Origin of the sequence: Stenotrophomonas sp. NPDC077461, assembly GCF_049545475.1 — a bacterium.
In the GTDB taxonomy this organism is placed as follows: domain Bacteria; phylum Pseudomonadota; class Gammaproteobacteria; order Xanthomonadales; family Xanthomonadaceae; genus Stenotrophomonas; species Stenotrophomonas nematodicola.
In genome coordinates this window covers 177105-194145 of sequence record NZ_JBMWDO010000006.1, presented here as the reverse complement: position 1 = coordinate 194145, position 17041 = coordinate 177105, and the positions used below count along the sequence as shown (strand labels likewise).

The window sequence follows — 17041 nt, the reverse complement described above, 5'->3', positions numbered from 1 at the left end:
GGCGGCCGCCGTCACGTTCGTTTCCGTACCATTGCGTGTGGCACGCCCGAATCCCGAGGACACCTACCCGCATGCGTCGTTTCACCCCGTCTGCCCGCCGGTTGGCGCTGTTTTCGGCCGCGCTGCTGCCGAACCTGGCACAGGCCCAGAACACCTCGCCGGACCCGGTCCAGGCGCAACGGTTGCCCGCGGTGCAGGTGCAGGCCGCGCGGGTACAGGAGGTGGCCGATGTGGACCTGCCGGCGTCGATCAGCACGGTGTGGATCGATGACGCGGCGGCCGGCCCCCAGGTGCAGATCGCCGATGCGCTGGGCGGCATTCCCGGGCTGGTGGCCCGCGACCGCCAGAACTACGCGCAGGACACCCAGCTGTCGATCCGCGGCTTCGGCGCGCGCTCCACCTTCGGCGTGCGCGGGGTACGGGTGCTGGTGGACGGCGTGCCGGCCACCATGCCCGACGGCCAGGGCCAGCTCTCGCACGCCAGCCTGCTCGGCGCGCAGCGGGTGGAGGTGCTGCGCGGGCCGTTCTCGGCGCTGTACGGCAACTCGTCCGGCGGCGTGGTGCAGGTGTGGAGCGCCGACGGCGCGGCGGGTGACCCCTGGCGGGTGCGTCTGGATGCCGGCAGCGACGCCACAGTAAGCGCCGGTGCGCAGTTGCGCGGGCAGCAGGGCGCGGTCCACTACAACGTGGCGGCCAACCACTTCCGCACCGACGGCTGGCGCGACCACAGCCGCGCCCGCCGCGACTCGGTGAACGCCCGCCTGGGCACCGGGCTGGGCGGCGGCGAACTGGCCCTGGTGCTGAACTACCTTGATGCGCCCGACGCGCAGGACCCGCTTGGCCTGACCCGCGCCCAGGTGCGTGCGGACCCGCGCCAGGCCACGGCGGTGGCCACCCAGTACAACACCCGCAAATCGGTGCGGCAGGCGCAGGCCGGGCTGGTGTTCAGCCGCACGGAGGGCGCCCACACCTGGCGGGCGATGGGCTATGCCGGGCAGCGCAGCGTGGCGCAGTACCTGGCCATTCCGCCGGGGCCGCAGGCCAACCCGCTGCATGCGGGCGGGGTGATCGATCTGGACGGCGGCTACGGCGGCGTGGACGCGCGCTGGGCCTGGCACGGCGACTGGGCCGGACGGCCGCTGGATGTGGTGATCGGCGCCAATGCCGACCGTCAGCGCCAGAATCGGCGCGGTTACGAGAATTTCGTCGGCGATACGCTGGGCATCAAGGGCCGCCTGCGGCGCGACCAGGCCGACCGGGTGGAGAACGTGGACCAGTTCGCCCAGGCCTGGTGGCAGTGGGCGCCGCGCTGGTCGCTGCTGCTGGGCGTGCGGCACAGCACGGTGCGGTTCCGCTCCAACGACCACTACATCACCGCCGCCAACCCCGACGACAGCGGATCGCGCCGCTACAACGCCACGACGCCGGTGGCCGGCGTGGTGTTCCGCGCCAGCGAAGCATGGCGGCTGTACGCCTCGGCCGGGCGCGGCTTCGAAACCCCGACGTTCAACGAGCTGGGCTATCGCGCCGACGGCCAGGCCGGGCTGGCGCTGGATCTGTCGGCGGCGCGCAGCCGGAATCTGGAGGTAGGCGCCAAGTGGCACCCGCAGGGCGGCGCGCAGCTGGAAACGGCGCTGTTCCGCGCCGACACCGACGACGAGCTGGCGGTGGCCAGCAACACCGGCGGACGGGCCACCTACCGCAACATCGGGCGCACCCGCCGCCAGGGGCTGGAAGCCAGCTATCTGCAGCCGCTGGGGGCTCGGGCCGACCTGGCGCTGGCCTACACCTGGATCGATGCGACCGTGCGCGATCCCTACGCGTTGGCTGCCGGCACCGTGGCGGCGGGTTCGCGCCTGCCCGGCGTGCCGCAGCAGCAGTGGAACGCGCGCCTGCAGTACCGCCCTGGCCCGTGGCAGTGGACGGCCGAGGTGGTGGCCTCCAGCGATACCGTGGTCAACGACCTGGCCACCGAGCGCGCGCCCGGCCATGCCCTGCTCAACCTGGAGGCGTCGCGCCGCTGGCAGCGCGCGCAGGGCACGCTGCGCGCCTTCGCGCGGATCGACAACGTGCTGGACCAGCGCTACATCGGCTCGGTGATCGTCAACGACGGCAACCAGCGCTTCTTCGAGCCCGGGCCGGACCGCCGCTACAGCGTGGGGCTGCAGTGGCAGTGGGCGCCGTGAGCGGCGCCTAGCGCGGCACCTTGGCCGGCACGAACGGCGAGGTCGGGTCGCTGGCCGGGAATGTCTCTTCCAGCGCCTCGTCCTGGTTGTCGCTGGCATGTTCCTTGCGCTCGCGGCGCTGGTCCTCGTTCTCGCGGCGGCCCGGCGCCGGTGCGCCGGTGGGGTCCTTGCGGTCGCGGTAGGCGTGGGATGAGCTGGCCGGGACCGGCAGGTGGTCCGGTTCCTCGTTGGGGGTGGACATGCCGGCGCCGCGGTCTTCGGCGTCCTGCAGGTCGTGCTTGGCGCGCTGTTCGCCGGGGACCGGGGGGGCGGCGTCGCGCAGGGGATCGCGTGGCATGGGATGTCTCCAGGGAGAGGTGCCTGCAGCGTACGCACCTGTGGTGGGTACCTGCCGTGAAGCCGGCGCTGAATGGCCGACCCGCAACGGATCTGTCACGGCTGGATAACGGCGGCGGGGCTATTCCTGCCTCCCCCTGCCGCTGCCGGAGTCGTGCCATGCCCCGCCTGGACCGTCGAGCCGTCCCCGCGCTGTACAACGCCTATCTGCAGCCCGAACGCAGCGGGCGCCGCAGCCGGCGCGAACGCATGGAGGAGCCGCAGGCCGTCGCGCAGGATTACCTGCAGTACATGCGCAACGACTACGAACAGCGCCGTGCACAGGGCCGCCGCAGTTGGCGCGATCTGTACCCGGCCTATGCCTTCGCGTTGACCACACACTACGCCGACTGGCCGCGTGGCGACGACGACGACACCGATGGCGAGCTTGCCGAGCACTGGGAACAGATGCGCGGGCAATCGCGGCTGGGCTGGCCGCAGGCGCGCGCGATCGTCGAGGACGCCTGGCTGGCGCTGGACCACATGCCGGCGGCGGCCGTGCACGGCCTGCTGCAGTAGCGCGGTTGCGTACAGGCGGCCTGCACGGCGCGGACACAGGCGTTTCACGTCGCGCGCGGTACAGCTGCCCTCCCCCTACCGCTGGAGTGGCGCCGTCATGGCCCGACCGATCTGGACCGGCACGCTGTCATTCGGATTGCTCAACGTCCCGGTGTCGCTGATGTCCGGCGAGCGCAAGGTCGACCTGCAGTTCCGCATGCTGGATTCGCGCGACCGCAAGCCGATCCGCTTCGAGCGCGTGAATGCCGATACCGGCGAGGAAGTGCCGTGGAAGGACATCGTCAAGGCTTACGAGTACGACAAGGGCAGCTATGTGGTGCTCGAAGAGGACGACATCCGCTCGGCCGCGCCGGAGAGCCACGAGGCCGTTGAAGTGGAGACCTTCGTCGATGCGGCCAGCATCGATCCGCGCTTCTACGAGAAGCCCTATCTGCTGGTGCCGGCCAAGAAAGCCGAAAAAGGCTACGTGCTGCTGCGCGAGACCCTGCGCAGCACCGGCAAGGTGGGCATCGCGCGGGTGGTGGTACGCACCCGCGAATACCTGTGCGCGGTGATGCCGCATGGCGATGCGCTGGTGCTGATGATCCTGCGCTACCCGCAGGAGCTGGTGGACCCGGAGGACTACACGCTGCCGACCGGCAGCCTGGCCGACTACCGCATCAACAGCAAGGAAACCGCGATGGCCGAGCAGCTCATCGCCTCGATGTCCGGCGACTGGCAGCCGGAGGAGTACCACGATGAATTCCGCGAGCGCCTGCACACGCTGCTGAAGAAGCGCATCAAGGCCAAGGGCGGCACCACCCGCGTGGAAGAGGAACCGGCGCCGCGCGAGGACGATACGACCAATGTGGTGGACTTCATGTCGCTGCTGCAGAAAAGCCTGGATGCGAAAAAACGAACACCGGCAAAGAAGAGCGCAGCCGTATCGAAGGTGGTGAAAAAGAGCGGAAAACCCGCCAAGAAGGCGGCCAAGGCAGCCAAGGCGACGACCAGGACAGCCAAGGCCACCAGCAAAACCGCCAAGCGCACCACGACACGCAAGGCCGGGTAAGCGGCCATGTCGCTGCAGGAATACCGGCGCAAACGCCGCTTCGGCCAAACCCCCGAGCCCGATGACACGCGGCACGGTGCGGCGGCGCGGCGGCCGATCTTCGTGGTGCAGCTGCATCACGCCAGTTCGCGCCACTACGATTTCCGCCTGGAGGCCGATGGTGTGCTCAAGAGCTGGGCCGTGCCCAAAGGCCCCTCGCTGCGCGTGGGCGAGAAGCGCTTGGCCGTGGAGGTCGAAGACCACCCGCTGTCGTATGCCACGTTCGAAGGCGATATTCCCGAGGGGCATTACGGCGCGGGCCATGTGGACGTATACGACCACGGCACCTGGGCCTGCGATGGCGATCCGCTGGAAGCGATCGCCGCCGGCAAGGTGGACTTCGTGCTGCACGGCGAACGGCTCAAAGGCGGCTGGAAACTGGTGCGGACCGCGATGAAAGGCAAGCAGCACCAGTGGCTGTTGATCAAGCGCGATGACGACGAGGCGCGCGACATGGAGGCCGACGACATGCTCGGAAACGCAACCCCACCGCGTGGGCCGGGCAAACGCCCGGCCTCCACGAAGGCAGCCCCGGCTCCGGCCGCGCGCAAGGCGGATGCGCGCTGGCATCGCCGGGCGCTGGCGTTGTCCGGTGCACGGGATAGCCCCTATCCCGCAGGGTTCAAGCCGCAGTTGACCGACCATCGTGCCACTGCGCCCGACGGCGACGGTTGGCTGCATGAGATCAAATGGGATGGTTACCGGTTGCTGGCCGACGTGCGCGACGGCGTAGTGACGCTGCGTTCGCGCGGCGGCCTGAACTGGACCGATGATTTTCCCGAGGTGGTGCAGGCGATCCAACGGCTGCCGGTGCGCGACCTGCGCCTGGACGGCGAGCTGGTGGTGCTGGACGCGCAGGGGCGCAGCGATTTCACCGCGCTGCAGAAGGTCATCGACGGCACCGCAAAGCAGCCGCTGCGCTACGTGCTGTTCGATATGCCCGGCGTGGCTGGCGCGGACATCAGCCGTGCGCCGCTGCTCGCGCGCAAGGCGCTGCTGAAGGACCTGATCGGTGAGACGCCCGGTACCCTGGCCTACAGCGACCATGTGCGCGACCACGGCCCGGCGGTGTTCGAGGCCAGCGGTGAGGCCGGCTTCGAGGGCATCGTCAGCAAACGTGTGGATGCGCCCTACGTCAACGCGCGTTCGCCCAGCTGGGTGAAGGTGAAGCACGAGAACACCGACGAGTTCCTGGTGGTGGGCTACACCGACCCGAAGGGCGCGCGCAGTGGCTTCGGCTCGCTGTTGATGGCAACGCCTGACAAGGGCGGGCTGCGTTATGTGGGGCGTGTGGGAACAGGCTTTGACGATGCCGGGTTGGCCGCGCTGCATCGACAGCTCAAGGCATTGGCCACCGATGCCGCCGCGGTCGAACTGCCGTCGCATGTGCCGTTCACGGCGCGCAGCGTGCACTGGGTCAAGCCGACGCTGGTGGCGGAAGTGGCGTTCCGCGGCTGGGCAAAGGAAGGTCTGCTGCGGCAGGCCAGCTTCAAGCGGCTGCGCGAGGACAAGCCGGCCACTGACCTGCGCGTGAAGGAGACGGCCGTGACCGCCGACGATACCGACGTCACCATCAGCCATCCCGAGCGGGTGGTGTTTGCCAAGGCGAAGCTCACCAAGGGCGATGTGGCCGACTACTACCGGCGGATGGCGCACTGGATCCTGCCGGAGGTCGCGCGCCGGCCGCTGTCGCTGCTGCGCTGTCCGGACGGCGTGGACAAACCGTGCTTCTTCCAGAAGCACCACGGCACCGGCCTGGGTGATGCGGTGAAGGCGATCCCGCTGGAGCAGAAGAGCGGACGCGAGGACTACCTGTACATCGACGACGTGCAGGGGCTGTTGCAGCTGGTGCAGATGAACACCCTGGAGCTGCACCCGTGGGGCGCCACGGTGGCCGACCCGGAACACCCGGACCGGCTGGTGTTCGACCTGGACCCGGGCGAGGGCGTGGGCTGGCCGCAGGTGAAGGCGGCCGCGCGCGAGGTGCGCGACCGGCTGCAGGAAACCGGCCTGCAGAGCTTCGTGCGGCTGTCCGGTGGCAAAGGGGTGCACGTCGTGGTGCCGCTGCAGCCCACCGCGGACTGGGCGCAGGCCAAGGACTTCTGCGAGGCGTTCGCGCAGGCGATGGCCGAGCACGCGCCGGCGCGCTACGTGGCCACCATGAGCAAGGCCAAGCGCGGCGGGGTGATTTTCATCGACTGGCTGCGCAACGCGCGCGGTGCCACCAGCGTGTGCTCGTGGTCGCTGCGGGCGCGGCCCGGCGCAGGCGTGGCAGTGCCGCTGCGCTGGGAGGAGCTGGGGCGCGTCAGCGCGCCGGATGCCTTCCCGCTGGCCAAGGCCCTGCAGCGCGCACAGCGCTTGAAGCAGGACCCGTGGGAAGGGATCGACAAGGTCAAGCAGGTGCTGCCCGGCACGTGAGCCGGACCGGCGCGGCTCAACGCGGGCGGCAGCGCGCGCCCAGCCAGACGCCGATGGCCTGGAACGGCAGCGAGACCAGCAGCGTCAGCACGAACCAGAAGGGATAGTCGCTGCCCAGGCTCCAGACGGCGTAGACCGAGGCGGCTGCGATCACCGCCCACACCACCCCGCCATGCACGCAGGGCCAGGCCGGCGCATAGCGGCTGGCGAAGGCGGTGGCCGCCACGCCGCCGAGAACGGTCCAGCCCAGATCCCAGCCCAGACGCAGCGACCCACCGTCGGACAGGCCGAGCCACGGCGCCACCCAGCCGCCGGCACCGGCGACCATGCCCAGCACGAACAGCGCCACCACCACCGACAGTACGGACAACACCCCGGTTTTGGCGAGCGACAGCGCAGACATGGGCATTCAACGGCAGAGAAGGATGCGGCCATTATGGCCCGCGCGGCGGGCTCAGGCCTTGCCGGCGGCCTGCAGCAGGGCGAACTCGGCATCGCTGAACAGCCGCGAGCGCACCAGGAAGCGAACGCCCTCGCCATTCTCCAGCGAGAACATGCCACCGCGACCGGGCACCACGTCAATGATCAGCTGGGTGTGCTTCCAGTACGCGAACTGCGACGGACTGATGTAGAACGGTGCGCCGCCGATCTCGCCCAGCTGCACATCGCGGTCGCCGACGATGAAGTCGCCCTGGGCGAAACACATCGGCGAGGAACCGTCGCAGCAGCCGCCGGATTGATGGAACAGCAGTTCGCCGTGGCGCGCGCGCAATGTGTCGATCAGCTGCAGGGCCGGGAGGGTGGCGATGACCTGGAGCGGGAGGTCGGGCATGGAGGGGTCCTGGGAGCCGGCCAGTGGCCGGCACTACGCGAACACAGGCGCTGCCGCGCCATCGCCGTCGGGAGAGGAAAACGGTCGATGGAACGGCAGCGCGCCGTCCGGTTACGCGCTCATGTCCAGCACCACGCGGCCTTCGATCTTGCCGGCGTGCATGCGCGCGAAGATGTCGTTGATGTTCTCCAGCGAATCGCTGGTGACCGTGGCGGCCACCTTGCCCTGCTCGGCGAACTCCAGCGATTCCTGCAGGTCCAGGCGGGTGCCCACGATCGAGCCGCGCACGGTGATGCCGTTGAGCACCATGCCGAAGATGTCCAGCGGGAAGTTGCCCGGCGGCAGGCCGTTGAGCGACACCGTGCCGCCGCGGCGGACCATGCCCAGCGCCTGCTCGAACGCGATCGGCGATACGGCGGTGACCAAGGCGCCATGCGCGCCACCGATTTCCTTCTTCAGGAACGCGGCCGGATCGGTGGTGCGCGCGTTGACCGTGATCGTCGCGCCCAGGCGTTCGGCCAAGGCAAGCTTGTCATCGTCGATATCCACGGCGGCCACGTTCAACCCCATCGCCTTGGCGTACTGCACGGCCATGTGGCCCAGCCCGCCCACACCCGAGATCACCACCCACTGCCCCGGCTTGGTGTCGGTGACTTTCAAGCCCTTGTAGACGGTGACGCCGGCGCACAGGATCGGCGCCACCTCGATGAAGCCGACGTTCTTCGGCAGATGGCCGACATAGCCGGCGTTGGCCAGCGCGTACTCGGCGAACCCGCCGTTGACCGAATAGCCGGTGTTCTGCTGGCTTTCGCACAGGGTTTCCCACCCGCCCAGGCAGTGCTCGCAGTAGCCGCATGCCGAGTACAGCCAGGGGATGCCGACGCGATCGCCTTCCTTGACGTGGCTGACGCCGGCACCGACGGCGACCACGTGGCCCACGCCCTCATGGCCGGGAATGAACGGCGGATTGGGCTTCACCGGCCAGTCGCCATCCACCGCGTGCAGGTCGGTATGGCAGACGCCACACGCCTCGATCTTCACCAGGATGTCGCCCGCGCCGGGACGCGGTACCTGGACCTCCTCGATGCGCAACGGTTTGCCGAACTCGCGGACGACCGCGGCCTTCATGGTCTTGTTCATGGGTGGATCTCCGTGGATTGCCAGGAACTGCACTGTGGCGCCGGCCTCGTGCCGGCGCCTTGATCGGGATCAAGCCTGCGCAGGCTCAGAAGAAGCCGAGCTTCTTCGGCGAGTAGCTGACCAGCAGGTTCTTGGTCTGCTGGTAGTGGTCGAGCATCATCTTGTGGTTCTCGCGGCCGATGCCCGACTGCTTGTAACCCCCAAACGCGGCGTGTGCCGGATAGGCGTGGTAGCAGTTGGTCCACACCCGGCCTGCCTGGATGCCGCGCCCCATCCGGTACAGACGCGACGCATCGCGGCTCCACACGCCGGCACCGAGGCCGTACAGGGTGTCGTTGGCGATCTCCAGCGCTTCTTCCTCGGTCTTGAAGGTGGTCACCGACACCACCGGTCCGAAGATCTCCTCCTGGAACACGCGCATCCTGTTGTGGCCCTTGAACACGGTGGGCGTCACATAGAAGCCGCCGGCGAGATCGCCGTCGAGGTGCGCCTGTTCGCCGCCGATCAGCACCTCGGCGCCCTCCTGGCGGCCGATGTCGAAGTAGGACAGGATCTTCTCCAATTGCTCGGACGAGGCCTGCGCGCCGACCATCGTGTTGGGGTCCAGCGGGTTGCCCTGTTTGATCGCGGCCACGCGCTTGAGGGCGCGCGCCATGAACTCCTCGTAGATCGATTCGTGGATCAGCGCGCGCGACGGACAGGTACACACCTCGCCCTGATTGAAGGCGAACAGCACGAAGCCTTCGACCGCCTTGTCGAGGAAGTCGTCGTCCTCGGCCATCACGTCGGCGAAGAAGATATTGGGCGATTTGCCACCCAGCTCCAGCGTCACCGGAATCAGGTTCTGGCTGGCGTACTGCATGATCAGCCGGCCGGTGGTGGTTTCACCGGTGAAGGCGATCTTGGCGATGCGCGGGTTGGACGCCAGCGGCTTGCCGGCTTCCACACCGAAGCCGTTGACCACGTTGAGCACGCCCTTGGGCAGCAGGTCGCCGATCACCTCCATCAGGACCAGGATCGACGCCGGGGTCTGCTCGGCGGGCTTGAGCACCACGCAGTTGCCGGCCGCCAGGGCCGGGGCCAGCTTCCAGGCGGCCATCAGCATCGGGAAGTTCCACGGGATGATCTGCCCGACCACGCCCAGCGGCTCGTGGAAGTGGTAGGCGATGGTGTCCTTGTCGATCTCCGACAGGCTGCCTTCCTGTGCACGCACCGCGCCGGCGAAGTAGCGGAAGTGGTCGGCCATCAGCGGGATGTCCGCGTTGAGGGTTTCGCGGATCGGCTTGCCGTTGTCCCAGGTCTCGGCGTGGGCAAGCAACTCCAGGTTCTCCTCGATGCGGTCGGCGATTCTGTTGAGGATGTTGGCGCGCGCGGTGGTGGAGGTTTCGGCCCAGGCGCGTTTGGCGGCATGGGCGGCGTCGAGGGCGGCCTCGATGTCCTCGGCATTGGAGCGGGCCACTTCGGTGAATACCTTGCCGGTGACCGGGGTCGTGTTCTCGAAGTACTGGCCGCTGCGCGGAGCGACCCATTCCCCGCCGATGTAGTTGCCGTAGCGCGGCTTGAAGATGGACTGCGGGTCGGTGGCGTGCGGCTTGGCGGACGTGACGGCATTCATCGGGTGGATCTCCGGGTGCAGGTGGGAACGGCCCATTCGGGTCCTTTCCCTGCCGCAAGGACGATGCCAGGTTCGGGGTGGTGCGCTGCCGCACGGGTGCGGGCCACGCCGATGCTGGTGCGCGGCAGCCGGTATGTTGCGCCGCACCACGACTGGTCATTGCACGGTAACGCCGGCTGTGGTGTTTATCGGTACAGGCCCCGCTACAACTGTCGCAGATTGCGACACTGGAGAATCCAGGTGTCCCAGCTTCCGCACCAGCACCGCGTCGGCAATGCGCGGCGTTCGTTCTTTGAACGGGGTGCCGCGCCCATCGGGATCGTGCCCGATACCATCCTGCAGTCCTGGCAGCGCTGCCTGCGCGGCGGCCTGTCGGTGCATGCGCAGCCGGATGTGGCACCGCTGCCCGATGCGCGTCTGCGCGAGCTGCGGCAGCGCCAGGAGACGCTGTGGCGGCTGGCCCGCCCGGAACTGGACGGCCTGGCGGCCGACATCGCGGTGGCCGGCAGCATCGTGCTGCTCACCGACGAGGCCGGCTGGATCCTCGACGCCGAAGGCAGCCCGGACTTCCTCGACAAGGCCGGCCGTGTGGCACTGATGCCCGGCGTGCGCTGGGATGAGACCTCGGTGGGTACCAACGCCATCGGCACCGCGATCGTCGAAGGGCGGTCGGTGGAAGTCCGCGGTGGCGAACACTACTTCGCTCCGCACGGCATCCTGACCTGCTCGGCCACGCCGATCTTCGACCCATACGGCCAGCGCGTGGGCGTGCTCGACATCTCCGGCGATGCACGCCTGCAACATCTGCACGCCCGGGTGCTGGCGCGCCAGGCGGTGGCACATATCGAACACCGTTACTTCGATGCCGGACTGGGCGACTGCGAGGTGGTCCGCCTGCATCACGATGCCGCGCTGCTGGGCACCGCCCGCGAAGGGGTGCTCGGCTTCCGCGGCGGGCGGCTGGTGGCGGCCAACCGCGCCGGGCTGGCGCTGTTCGGCCTGGAACACGGCGACCTCGGGCGTGCGTCCTATGAGGCGCTGTTCGATGTGCCCCTGTCGCGCCTGCACGATGACGGCGCGCTGATCGACCGCCAGGGCCGCGCGCTGTATGGCCACCTTGGCCAGCCCCCGGCACGGCGCTCGCCGGCGGCGGCGACGCGCATGCCCGTGGCGGCCCCCGCGCGGGTCAGCGCATCGGCACCCCGCCTGGACCCCTCACCGCTGTTCGATGCCGCCCAGCAGCAGGCGCTGGCGCGTGCATGCCGGGTGCTCGATGCGCAGTTGCCGGTGCTGCTGCAGGGCGAGACCGGCACCGGCAAGGAGGTGTTCGCGCGCGCGCTGCATCGGCGCAGCACACGCGCCGACAAGCCGTTCGTGGCGGTGAACTGCGCGGCGCTGCCGGAAGGACTGATCGAAGCGGAGCTGTTCGGCTATGAAGAAGGCGCGTTCACCGGCGCGCGCAAGACCGGCAACACCGGTCTGCTGCGGCAGGCGCAGGGCGGTGTGCTGTTCCTGGACGAGATTGGCGACATGCCCCTTGCCCTGCAGCCGCGACTGCTGCGGGTGCTGCAGGAGCGCACGCTGTCGCCACTGGGCGGCGGCAAGCCGGTGCAGCTGGATTTCGCGCTGATCTGCGCCACGCATCGTGACCTCGACGAGGCGATGGCGGCCGGCACCTTCCGCAGCGACCTGTACTACCGCATCGCCGACCACTGCGTGGCCCTGCCGCCGCTGCGTGCGCATCCCGACCGCGCCGCGCTGGTACGGGGCCTGTGGGAGCGACTGGGAGAGGGACGCCAGCTGGAAGCGGTCGCCTTCGACGCGCTGGCAGCCTATGCCTGGCCGGGCAACGTGCGCCAGCTGAGCGCCTGCCTGCGCACGCTGGTGGCGCTCAGCGATCCCGGCCAGGTCCTTGGCCATGACGACCTGCCCAGCTACCTGCGCGATGCCCCGCGCGAGCTGCGGGCAGAGCAGGCCGGCGCGTCCGACAGGGGCCTGGACGCGATTGAAACCGACGCCATGCGCGACGCACTGGCGCGGTGCGGGGGCAACGTGGCCCAGGCGGCGCGTCTGCTTGGCATCAGCCGCAGCACGCTGTACCGCCGGGTCGGCAACAGCGCCCGCCGCCGTCACTGACGGCGGGCGTGGCGGTCAGCCAACCAGTGCGGCCGATTCGCGCGCCAACTGCTCGATGCCGGCCCAGTCGCGCGCCTGCAGCAGCGTACGGGTGGTCAACCAGGAGCCGCCCACGCACAGCACGTTGGGCAGGTGCAGGAACTCGCGCGCGGTCTGCGCGCTGATCCCGCCAGTGGGGCAGAACCGCACATCGCCGAACGGGCCGTTCCAGGCCGACAGCATCGCTGCGCCGCCGGCCTGGACGGCCGGGAAGAACTTGAACGTATCCAGCCCGTTCTCCAGGCCGCGCATCAGCTCGGAGGAGGTCGCCACGCCGGGCAGGAACGGCAGATCGGTATCGCGCGCGGCGGCATACAGCCGGTCTGTGGCACCAGGCGAGACCGCAAAGCGGCCGCCGACGGCCTTGACCCGCTCCATCTGCGCGGCGGTCAGCACAGTACCGGCGCCGACCACGGCATCGGGTACCGCTTCCACCATCGCCTGGATGGCGTCCATCGCCACCGGGGTGCGCAGCGTGACTTCGATCACCGGCAGGCCGCCATTGAACAGCGCGCGGGCCACCTCGACCGCGTCCTCGACGCCCTCGGGGGTGAACACCGGAATCACCGGGGCCAGCTTCAGGACTGCGCGTACGCGCGGATCAGCGCCGGACATCGAATCGCTCCTCGCCCGTCAGGGCCATGATGTCAGCCTCGCTGACAGGGTTGAAGTCGCCGGGAATCGAATGCTTGAGACATCCGGCGGCCAGGCCGAAGCGCACGATCGCCTCCGGCGCGAAGCCGCGCATCATGCCATGCAGGATGCCGGCGGCGAAGGCATCGCCGCCGCCGATGCGGTCGACGATCCCGACCATCTCGCGGGTGGGCGCCACCGCGCGGGTGCCGTCGCGACCGAGCAGCATGGCGCCAAGCGCATGGTTGTCCACGCTGTGCGGCGTGCGCTGCGTGCAGGCCATCCACTGCAGCCGGGGGAACGCGGCAAAGGCCATCGCCGCCGCTGCGTCCACGCGCTCCTGCGGCTGCGCCTGTGCGAACTCGCCGCCGAGCACCACGCCGATATCGCGGTAATCGGCGAACAGCACCTGCGCACAGGCGAACAGCTCACGCAGGATGCCTGCGGCATCGCCCTGCCAGCGCGCCCACAGCGAGGGCCGGAAGTTGCCATCGAAGGACACCGCCACGCCGCGCTCGCACGCCGCACGCGCCGCGGCCAGGGTGGCCTGGGCCATCGTCGGGTTGAGCGCCGGGCTCACCCCGGACAGGTGCAGCCACTGCGCACCGTCCAGCGCGGCATCCCAGTCGTAATCGGTGGCACGGCTGAGCGCGAAGGCCGAGTCGGCGCGGTCATAGACCACTTCGCTGGCGCGCTGCACCGCGCCGGTGGTGAGGAAATACAGGCCCATGCGGCCATCGCGCACCTGCACCGCGCGGGTATCCACCCCGTGCCGGCGCAGTTCGCCGAGCGCGAAGTCACCCAGCGGATTGGCGGCCACGGTGCCGACCATTGCCACGTCATGCCCGAGGTGGGCCAGGCTGACGCCCACGTTGGCTTCGGCGCCCCCGGTGTGCACCACCAAGTGCGGGGTCTGCAGCAGCAGCTCCCGGCCGGGTGCGCTCATGCGCAGCAACAACTCTCCAAAACAGACGACACGACTCATGGTTACCGGGTCCTTGTGAAGGCCGCGCCGGCCGGAACGGCAGGTGCGGCAATGGCTAGCGGTGTCATTCTAGCGGTGCGACGCCCCTCGTCCACCTGTCCTGAATGTCGGAAGCATTGTCCCGCAAGCCTCTGCGGGACATCAAAAGTCTGTTGCGCTGCAAGATGCCCTGTCCGGAACGGACTGTTAACGTCCGCCCTGACCAGCGGTGTCATTGCACTGACATGTCGCCGGATAGCTGTTTCATGTAGCACCTTTGGGAGAGGGAAGGCATGCAATCTCGAAACACTGAAAAAAAGACACCGGTTACCTTGCTCGCGCTGTCGATCGGACTGGCGCTGAGCGGCGGTGCATGGGCCCAGGAGGCCGGCACCACCAACCCGACCGATCTGGACACCGTCACCGTCACCGGCTACCGCGCCAGCGTCGAAAAAGCGCTGGACATCAAGCGCGGTGAGTCGGGCATGGTCGACGCGATCGTCGCCGAAGATATCGGCAAGTTCCCCGATCTGAACCTGGCCGAGTCGCTGCAGCGCATCCCCGGCGTGGTCATCACCCGCGATGCCGGCGAAGGCCGCAACATCTCCGTGCGTGGCCTCGGCCCGGACTTCACCCGCGTGCGCATCAACGGCATGGAAGCGCTGACCACCGTCGGCAGCGGCGACCAGTCCGGCGGCACCAACCGTGGCCGTGGCTTCGACTTCAATGTGTTCGCCTCTGACCTGTTCTCGCAGCTGATCGTGCGCAAGACCGCGCAGGCCGACGTCGAGGAAGGCTCGCTGGGCGCCACGGTGGATCTCAATACCGCCAAGCCGTTCGACTACGACGGCTTCACCTTTGCCGCCAGCGGCCAGGCCAGCTACAACGACATGGCCCAGAAGGCCGATCCGCGCATGGCCGCGTTGATCTCCAACACCTTCGCCGACGGCACCTTCGGCGCGCTGCTGTCGGTGGCCTACTCCGAGCGCCAACTGCTCGAAGAAGGCTCCAACACCGGCCGCTGGGCAGGTGGGACCAGCAATGGCGGGTTCAACCCGGCCTCGACCTACAAGCCGGCGCTGGCCGCCAACGTCAACCACCCGCGCTTCCCGCGCTATGTGCAGATGGAGCACCAGCAGAAGCGCCTGGGCGTGACCGGGTCGCTGCAGTGGAAGCCGACCGACCGCACCGAGCTGTCGCTCGATGCGCTGTACTCCAAGATCGACGCCACGCGCGATGAGCACTACATCGAAGCGATCTCGTTCAGCCGCGGCGCCTCGCAGCAGGGCAAGCCGGAAACCATCGTGCGCGATGGCGAGATCCGCGACAATGCACTGGTCTACGGTGTATTCGACAACGTCGATGTGCGCTCGGAAAACCGTCATGACGAGTGGAACACGGTGTTCAAGCAGCTCGCGTTGAATGCGCAGCACCAGTTCACCGACGACTTCAAGGTCAGCGGCAAGATCGGCACTTCGCGCTCGGAGCACGAGAACCCGATCCAGACCACGGTCATCATGGACAAGCTCAACGTCAAGGGCTACAGCTACGACTACCGCGGCAACAGCCGCTTCCCGGTGCTGAACTACGGCATCGATCCCACCGATCCGAACGGCTGGACCCTGGCTGAAATCCGCCTGCGTCCGCAGTGGGTGAAGAACGACTTCGATACTGCCCAGGTCGACTTCAACTGGAACATCAGCCCCGGCTTCCGCCTGAAGGGTGGCTTCCTCGGCAAGGACTACAGCTTCGCCACGCGTGAATGGCGGCGCGGCTCTGAAACCGCCGTCCCCAACTTCGCCACCGGCAACAAGCGGGTACCGGCGGACATGACCGAACAGGCCGGCCTGGGAGGCATCACCGGGTCGCCGTCGAACTGGGTGGTGCCCAGCATCGACGCCTTCAACCAGCTGTTTGACATCTACAGCAACACCGGCACGTTTGCCCTCACCGAGCGCGTGGTCAACGCACGCAGCGTGGAAGAGAAGGATCGTGGCGGCTACCTGATGGGCGAGTTCTCCACCGAGCTGGGCTCGATCCCGCTCTCGGGCAACTTCGGCGTGCGCTACGTCAAGACCAAGCAGAGCTCCACCGGCTATGCCACCGTCAGCGGCGCACCGGTGCAGAGCACCGTGGACCGCGAGTACAGCGACACCCTGCCCTCGCTGAACCTGGTGGCTGAACTGACCCCGGACTTCCTGCTGCGCTTCGGCGCGGCCAAGGTGATGGCGCGCCCGGGCCTGGGCAGCCTGACTCCCGGCGTGACCGTCAACGTCAGCGGTGGTGCGCGTACCGTCAGCGGCGGCAATCCGAACCTCGATCCGATCCGCGCCAACACCGCCGACCTCGGCGTCGAGTGGTACTTCAGCGAAGGCGCGATGCTGGGCCTGGCGCTGTTCTACAAGGACATCGAAAGCGCCGTGCAGACCGCGCGCGAAGTGCGTCCGTACTCGTCCAGCGGCCTGCCGCTGAGCCTGCTGGAGGGCACCGGTGCCGGCCCGGACGACGACTTCGTGTTCAGCGTTCCGCTCAACACTCCCGGCGGCAAGCTCAAGGGCCTGGAAGCGAACTACATCCAGCCCTTCACCTTCCTGCCCGGACGCTGGTCCAACCTCGGCCTGCAGTTGAACTACACCTACGTCGATTCGCAGATCCAGTACCTCACCGCGACCGGCGCCAACTCGCTCAACACCGACCTGACCGGCCTGTCCAAGAACTCGTGGAACGCCACGCTGTTCTACGAAGGCCCGGTGTTCGCCGCGCGCGTGTCGGCCACCAACCGCGACGACTACCTGACCCAGGTGCCCGCCACCGAAGCCGGTTTCGACGTGCATGGCATGACCGGCACCACGGTCATCGACGCCTCGGTGCGCTACAAGATCAGCGACCAGCTCGAACTGAGCCTGGAAGCGGTCAATCTGACCAACGAAGCCTCCGACGAATGGGTGGGCTCGCAGTGGAAGCTGCCGCTGCAGTACACCGAAACCGGCCGCCAGTACCTGCTCGGCCTGCGCTACAAATTCTGATTCAACCGCGAAGCATCCGGCGGCGTGAGCGATCACGCCGCCGGCCGCGCGCGTGCCGGCTTCCACCG

Annotated in this window: 13 protein-coding genes; 6 read left to right on the top strand and 7 right to left on the bottom strand. The window is 68.6% G+C overall.

Translation table 11 applies throughout. The features are described 5' to 3' along the window. Positions 1 to 71 precede the first annotated feature (71 nt). The gene (locus ACPEH8_RS12565) at positions 72 to 2186 is read left to right on the top strand and encodes a TonB-dependent receptor family protein (RefSeq protein ID WP_423666942.1); all 2115 of its coding nucleotides are present in this window, start codon (positions 72 to 74) and stop codon (positions 2184 to 2186) included. A 7-nt stretch (positions 2187 to 2193) separates the two neighbouring features. On the opposite strand, the gene ACPEH8_RS12560 is transcribed toward ACPEH8_RS12565, so the two are convergent. Further along, complete coding sequence (locus tag ACPEH8_RS12560; RefSeq protein ID WP_312709682.1) at positions 2194 to 2397, bottom strand: hypothetical protein; 204 nt, start codon at positions 2395 to 2397, stop codon at positions 2194 to 2196. Positions 2398 to 2681: 284 nt separating this feature from the next. Here ACPEH8_RS12560 and ACPEH8_RS12555 point away from each other — a divergent pair, with 284 nt between their 5' ends. From ACPEH8_RS12555 to ligD, 3 genes are all read left to right on the top strand, one after another. Further along, entirely contained in the window at positions 2682 to 3080 is a 399-nt protein-coding gene (locus ACPEH8_RS12555) for a hypothetical protein (protein ID WP_136005764.1), read from the top strand. A 97-nt stretch (positions 3081 to 3177) separates the two neighbouring features. Then, positions 3178 to 4131, top strand: a complete 954-nt coding sequence (locus tag ACPEH8_RS12550) for a Ku protein (RefSeq protein ID WP_313218334.1) — start codon at positions 3178 to 3180, stop codon at positions 4129 to 4131. Positions 4132 to 4137: 6 nt separating this feature from the next. After that, entirely contained in the window at positions 4138 to 6588 is a 2451-nt protein-coding gene (gene ligD, locus ACPEH8_RS12545; RefSeq protein WP_423666939.1) for a DNA ligase D, read from the top strand. Between the two features lie 16 nt (positions 6589 to 6604). Here the strand turns inward: ligD and ACPEH8_RS12540 are convergent, their stop codons facing one another. From ACPEH8_RS12540 to adh, 4 genes are all read right to left on the bottom strand, one after another. Continuing rightward, positions 6605 to 6991, bottom strand: a complete 387-nt coding sequence (locus ACPEH8_RS12540; RefSeq protein ID WP_017356803.1) for a hypothetical protein — start codon at positions 6989 to 6991, stop codon at positions 6605 to 6607. Between the two features lie 51 nt (positions 6992 to 7042). Beyond that, positions 7043 to 7420 carry a DUF779 domain-containing protein gene (locus ACPEH8_RS12535; protein WP_017356804.1) on the bottom strand — a complete coding sequence of 126 codons (378 nt, stop codon included), beginning with the start codon at positions 7418 to 7420 and terminating at the stop codon, positions 7043 to 7045. 111 nt (positions 7421 to 7531) lie between these two features. Next, the gene (gene adhP, locus ACPEH8_RS12530; RefSeq protein ID WP_017356805.1) at positions 7532 to 8560 is read right to left on the bottom strand and encodes an alcohol dehydrogenase AdhP; all 1029 of its coding nucleotides are present in this window, start codon (positions 8558 to 8560) and stop codon (positions 7532 to 7534) included. An 85-nt stretch (positions 8561 to 8645) separates the two neighbouring features. Continuing rightward, on the bottom strand, positions 8646 to 10175 hold the full coding sequence (gene adh, locus ACPEH8_RS12525) for an aldehyde dehydrogenase (RefSeq protein ID WP_313242818.1): 1530 nt from the start codon (positions 10173 to 10175) through the stop codon (positions 8646 to 8648). Between the two features lie 240 nt (positions 10176 to 10415). Here adh and ACPEH8_RS12520 point away from each other — a divergent pair, with 240 nt between their 5' ends. Further along, positions 10416 to 12311: a sigma-54-dependent Fis family transcriptional regulator gene (locus ACPEH8_RS12520; protein WP_423666936.1), complete on the top strand. Its 1896-nt coding sequence runs from the start codon at positions 10416 to 10418 to the stop codon at positions 12309 to 12311. Positions 12312 to 12326: 15 nt separating this feature from the next. On the opposite strand, the gene eda is transcribed toward ACPEH8_RS12520, so the two are convergent. Together eda and ACPEH8_RS12510 are read right to left on the bottom strand one after the other, a co-directional pair. Continuing rightward, positions 12327 to 12965 carry a bifunctional 4-hydroxy-2-oxoglutarate aldolase/2-dehydro-3-deoxy-phosphogluconate aldolase gene (eda, locus tag ACPEH8_RS12515; RefSeq protein WP_313218328.1) on the bottom strand — a complete coding sequence of 213 codons (639 nt, stop codon included), beginning with the start codon at positions 12963 to 12965 and terminating at the stop codon, positions 12327 to 12329. Continuing rightward, complete coding sequence (locus tag ACPEH8_RS12510) at positions 12952 to 13968, bottom strand: sugar kinase (RefSeq protein WP_082316368.1); 1017 nt, start codon at positions 13966 to 13968, stop codon at positions 12952 to 12954. Before ACPEH8_RS12510 ends, eda begins: the two co-directional genes overlap by 14 nt. A 272-nt stretch (positions 13969 to 14240) precedes the next feature. Here ACPEH8_RS12510 and ACPEH8_RS12505 point away from each other — a divergent pair, with 272 nt between their 5' ends. After that, positions 14241 to 16973, top strand: coding sequence for a TonB-dependent receptor (locus ACPEH8_RS12505; RefSeq protein WP_423666933.1), 2733 nt, complete (start codon positions 14241 to 14243; stop codon positions 16971 to 16973). Positions 16974 to 17041 lie beyond the last annotated feature (68 nt).

Excerpts from the sequence above, each read along its gene's own strand:
- ACPEH8_RS12535 (WP_017356804.1), bottom strand. The coding sequence starts at position 7,420 with ATGCCCGACCTCCCGCTCCAGGTCATCGCCACCCTCCCGGCCCTGCAG.
- ACPEH8_RS12565 (WP_423666942.1), top strand. The coding sequence starts at position 72 with ATGCGTCGTTTCACCCCGTCTGCCCGCCGGTTGGCGCTGTTTTCGGCC.
- ligD (WP_423666939.1), top strand. The coding sequence starts at position 4,138 with ATGTCGCTGCAGGAATACCGGCGCAAACGCCGCTTCGGCCAAACCCCC.
- eda (WP_313218328.1), bottom strand. The coding sequence starts at position 12,965 with ATGTCCGGCGCTGATCCGCGCGTACGCGCAGTCCTGAAGCTGGCCCCG.
- ACPEH8_RS12505 (WP_423666933.1), top strand. The coding sequence starts at position 14,241 with ATGCAATCTCGAAACACTGAAAAAAAGACACCGGTTACCTTGCTCGCG.
- ACPEH8_RS12540 (WP_017356803.1), bottom strand. The coding sequence starts at position 6,991 with ATGTCTGCGCTGTCGCTCGCCAAAACCGGGGTGTTGTCCGTACTGTCG.
- ACPEH8_RS12510 (WP_082316368.1), bottom strand. The coding sequence starts at position 13,968 with ATGAGTCGTGTCGTCTGTTTTGGAGAGTTGTTGCTGCGCATGAGCGCA.
- ACPEH8_RS12555 (WP_136005764.1), top strand. The coding sequence starts at position 2,682 with ATGCCCCGCCTGGACCGTCGAGCCGTCCCCGCGCTGTACAACGCCTAT.
- ACPEH8_RS12550 (WP_313218334.1), top strand. The coding sequence starts at position 3,178 with ATGGCCCGACCGATCTGGACCGGCACGCTGTCATTCGGATTGCTCAAC.
- adh (WP_313242818.1), bottom strand. The coding sequence starts at position 10,175 with ATGAATGCCGTCACGTCCGCCAAGCCGCACGCCACCGACCCGCAGTCC.
- adhP (WP_017356805.1), bottom strand. The coding sequence starts at position 8,560 with ATGAACAAGACCATGAAGGCCGCGGTCGTCCGCGAGTTCGGCAAACCG.